This window comes from Terrimonas sp. (assembly GCF_003075435.1).
Classification (GTDB): Bacteria; Bacteroidota; Bacteroidia; order Chitinophagales; family Chitinophagaceae; genus Agriterribacter.
The window spans coordinates 1-4,245 of record NZ_QCZJ01000058.1 but is presented as its reverse complement, the minus strand read 5'-3'; the positions used below and the strand labels follow the sequence as shown (position 1 = coordinate 4,245).

Genomic DNA, 4,245 nt, shown 5'->3' with positions numbered 1-4,245 from the left:
GTGATATTAAACGCTGCGGGTAATATCCAGCCGTATTGTGCTTTCAGTGCAACACCTTTTGCCGTGATCTTTTCTATCGCTTTACCACTGCGTAGCAAATCGAGCCAACGATGATTTTCAAACGCCAGCTCATGTCGTGTTTCATCTGCTATATTATCTTTGGTAGCGGCTGCCAGTGCCGGCAAGCCCGCCCTGGCTCTTACCTGGTTCAGGTAAGGTAAGGCTTCTCCGGCCTTTCCCTGGGCCTCTAAACTTTCTGCCAGTAACAATAACGCGCCTGAATACCGGAAAATCGGAAAATTATCCGGGGTATTAAAAGAAACTGAGTATGGAGGATGAAAATATTTTTTGATCATATACCGGTAAATGGTTCCGGGAGCAGGGTTATAGCCTACAGCACTTTTTAACGCGGTAATCGTAAAATCTTCTACCCCGCTTATAGTGCCTTCTACTACTGCTACAGAAGCATCTAATCTCTTATCACCGCTTTCGTAAGATGCTACCATTTCTTCTGTAGGTACATTCCAGCCACTCCAGATGCTCATTCGCCCTCCGTCAAAACCCATCAAAAAAGTAGTGTTTGTAGCTTTGGGCATAAACACCCATGCAAACTCACTTTGTTGCCCGCTCACTAAATCCGACATGTACTGAACATCAAATATTGATTCTTTATTGTTTTTGTTGGCAGGATCAAATACATCCTTATAATCTGCCAGCAAACCATAGTTCATACCAGTAATATCTTTCAACTCCTGCTCGGCTTTTGGGTAATCTGGACCTGGCTGGGTCATATACACATAAGCTGACAACATTTTTGCTGCTCCTTTGCTTATGCGACCGGACTGGGGAAAACTACTCACCACAGGAAGCAACGCGATCGCTGCCGTAATATCTGCTTTGATCTGTGTGTATATCTCATCTACCGTATTCCTTGCTTTGAATGAGCTTTCCGCATCCTGTATCTGTTCAAGATGCAGCGGAACACCGCCATAATGGGTTACCAGGTCAAAATAATAAAATGCCCGCAGGAACAGGGATTCTCCTGTTAGCGTATCTTTTGCTCCCTGGGACAAAAAACTGTTATCCTTAAGCTGATTAAGAATAGTATTTACCTGGGAAATTCCTGAGTAATCGCTGGTCCACCTGCTGCCCGGAGAGTTAGACACTGCACTGGATTGCGCATTATCTAAAAACTGAGGATAGGCTTCTCTGTTGGGCTCCAAGCCCCTGTTTGCCTGGTAAATGGTAAAAAAGGTATTGTCCGACCTCATCTCATCTTCATAAATGGCTACCTTAACTACGGCACGTAATGGTACATAGGCTGCATTTAAGGCCTGCATGAACTGATTCTTATCTGTAAAAAAAGAGGCGGAGCTAAGCGAGGTTGGCGGTGTAAGGTTCAAAAAATCCTTGTTGCATGCAAAAAGCATAACCGCTGATATCAGTAATAATAGTTTATTCTTCATATAATGAAATATTTTAAGTGCAGGTTTAAAAACTAACATTTAAACCTAATGTATATACCCTGGCAATGGGGAATGCTGTGAAATCCCGACCCAGTCTTAAGCCATCCAACCCGTACAATCCAATTTCCGGATTCATACCAGGATATTTTGTGAACATGAACGGATTTTGGGTGGTAAAATAAACTCTTATGTTTTTGATGGTTTTGGTGTCAGAGATCGGAACCTGGTATCCTAATGTAATATTTTTTACAGCCAGGTATGTGCCACTGAATACCTGTCGTGTAGTGAAATTCCTGAAATCAGCCGTTGTGCCTGCTCTTGTTCTGGGATAAATACCATCGCCGGGATCTTCTTCTGACCTCCACCTGTTTACTACTCCTTTTCTTACATTAAATACCCCGTCAAGATTTTCTGTTGACTGATATGCATCATCGGCGACATCATTCCCTACAGACCCGGCAATTACAATACTTAAATCGAAGTTTTTATATTCGAGATTATTGGTCATACCAAACAGCCAGTCGGGGTTAGGGTTACCGATCCAGGTCCTGTCATTTGCATCTATCTTTCCATCGGGTTTTCCATCTGCGCCGCCTAAGTCTGCAAATCTTGCTGTTCCTACCATTGAGGTGGCATCATGCGGCTGCGTTTCCCATTCCTGCTGCGTCATATACACACCGGTATTGATGTAACCATAGAACATCCCTATAGGCATTCCTACTGCCGTTCTGTTATCATCCCAATATTCCGAGTAGCCGCCAATAGGGGCATCGTTGGTTCCTAATTTCTTTACCTTGTTGCGGGGAATGGCTATATTAAAGTTGGTGCTCCAGGTAAGCGCACCGGTTAAATTCCTGGTATCCACAGAAAATTCATGACCCCAGAAGTCAAACCGGCCTATATTGGAGGTAATGGTAGAAAAACCTGACTGCACGGGGATATCAATACCGTATAACAAGCCGTCTGTTTTCTTATAATAATAATCGTATGCAAATGATACCCTGTTATTTAATAATGATATGTCCAGCCCTATATCATAACCTGTTGTGGTTTCCCAGGTAAGGCTTGCATTACCAATACTGTTTAAAGCACTGCCTGAAGCCAATACATTATTAAATACATAATTGTTTTGGCCTACACCGGCGAGGTAAGTATAATAACCGATATTATTATTACCCACCTTGCCCCAGCTGCCTCTTAATTTTAAGAAGTTGATGGCGGGTACAGACTTCATAAAGTTTTCATCAGACACTATCCAACCTGCAGAAATTGAAGGGAAAGTACCATACCTGTTATTGGAACCAAACTTTGAAGAACCGTCTCTTCTCAGCGCTAATGATAAAATGTATTTGCCATCGTAATTATAGTTTGCCCTACCGATATAAGATAATACAGAGTAGTCCCATGCTTCTACGGTGCCGACTCTTGTAGCGGCTACATTCAGCCATTCAATATAGTCCCCGGGAAATTGGGAACCGGTAACATAACTGCGTTCGTACGATACTTTTTGAGCCGTATATCCTACAAATGCTTCAATATTATGTTTCTGTGCTAACTGTTTCGTGTAGGTTAATGTGTTTTCCGTCATCCATGATATTGTATTCCTTGCATCGTAACTGGCTGATGCAGATGCAGCAGGCTGAGGGCCGCCAAGTATGGTGGATGGCCTGAAGGTCCTGTTGTTCAAACCAATCATATTAACATTGATGCTGCTTTTAAATTCCAGCCCGTCAAATATTTTATATGCACCATAAGCATTCCCTATCAGTGTAAGGGTTTTACTGGGGTTAACGGTTTGCATTAATACATTGTAATAGTTGGGGGTAGAGAACATGCCCGGAGGTGCAAAACCTATAGGATAGGTGCCGTCATCATTTTTGTATTTTAATGCAGGGTCGCTAAGATAAGCTACCTGTATAATGTTACGACCATTACCAAGATTTGGTGTGATATTATCTATTTGGTAGGTAACGCCTGCATTCAACCCAAAGGTTAATTTATCAGTAGCATAAAAAGTGTTGTTGCTTGATGCTGTAAATCTTTCGGATTTTTGATTGATCATTACACCATCCTGCTTATTATAGCTGACACCCACTACCGAGCGTACATATTTGCTCCCGGAGGAAAGTGATAAACTATAATTCTGCATCAATGCTTTTCTCAATAATACATCAAACCAGTCTGTTCCTTCAGCGGGATCAATTTGTTCAGGATTTTGATATTGTGCAGGAACGCCTCCGGTATAACCTTCATACTTTGCAGCATCTTCATAATACTCCTTCTTGAATTGTGCAAATTCCCGCGCATCCATCAGGTCAGGTCTGCCTCGTTTTGAAACGGTTTGCAATCCAAGATAACTGGTAAACTGTATACTGCGCTGTCCCGCTTTTGCCTGCTTGGTGGTGATAAGTAATACCCCGTTAGCAGCTCTTGAACCATATAGCGAAGACGCCGCAGCATCTTTTAACACACTTACAGATTCTATCATATCCGGATCGATAGTATTCAACCCGCTTTCAATAGGAAACCCATCCACTACTATCAACGGGCTGTTCCCTGCATTGATTGAAGCAGCACCACGTATACGTATTGCCATATTCGCCCCGGGCTGACCCGTATTCTGATTGATCTGAACTCCCGCTAACCGACCCTGGAGTTTCTGACCGACATTCGTAACCGGTATATCTTTTAATTCTTTACCGTTTATATTGGCTATTGCTCCCGTGATCTCACGCTTTTTCTGCGTACCGTAGCTTACCACTACTACTTCACTCAAATT

At 42.7% G+C, this 4,245-nt stretch carries 2 protein-coding genes; both read right to left on the bottom strand.

Annotated features, from left to right (window positions below):
* On the bottom strand, positions 1-1,466 hold a 1,466-nt coding region (locus DC498_RS25685), incomplete at its 3' end, for a RagB/SusD family nutrient uptake outer membrane protein (protein ID WP_165813965.1).
* Between the two features lie 25 nt (positions 1,467-1,491).
* The coding region (locus tag DC498_RS25680; RefSeq protein WP_133176987.1) for a SusC/RagA family TonB-linked outer membrane protein at positions 1,492-4,245 on the bottom strand (2,754 nt) is incomplete at its 5' end.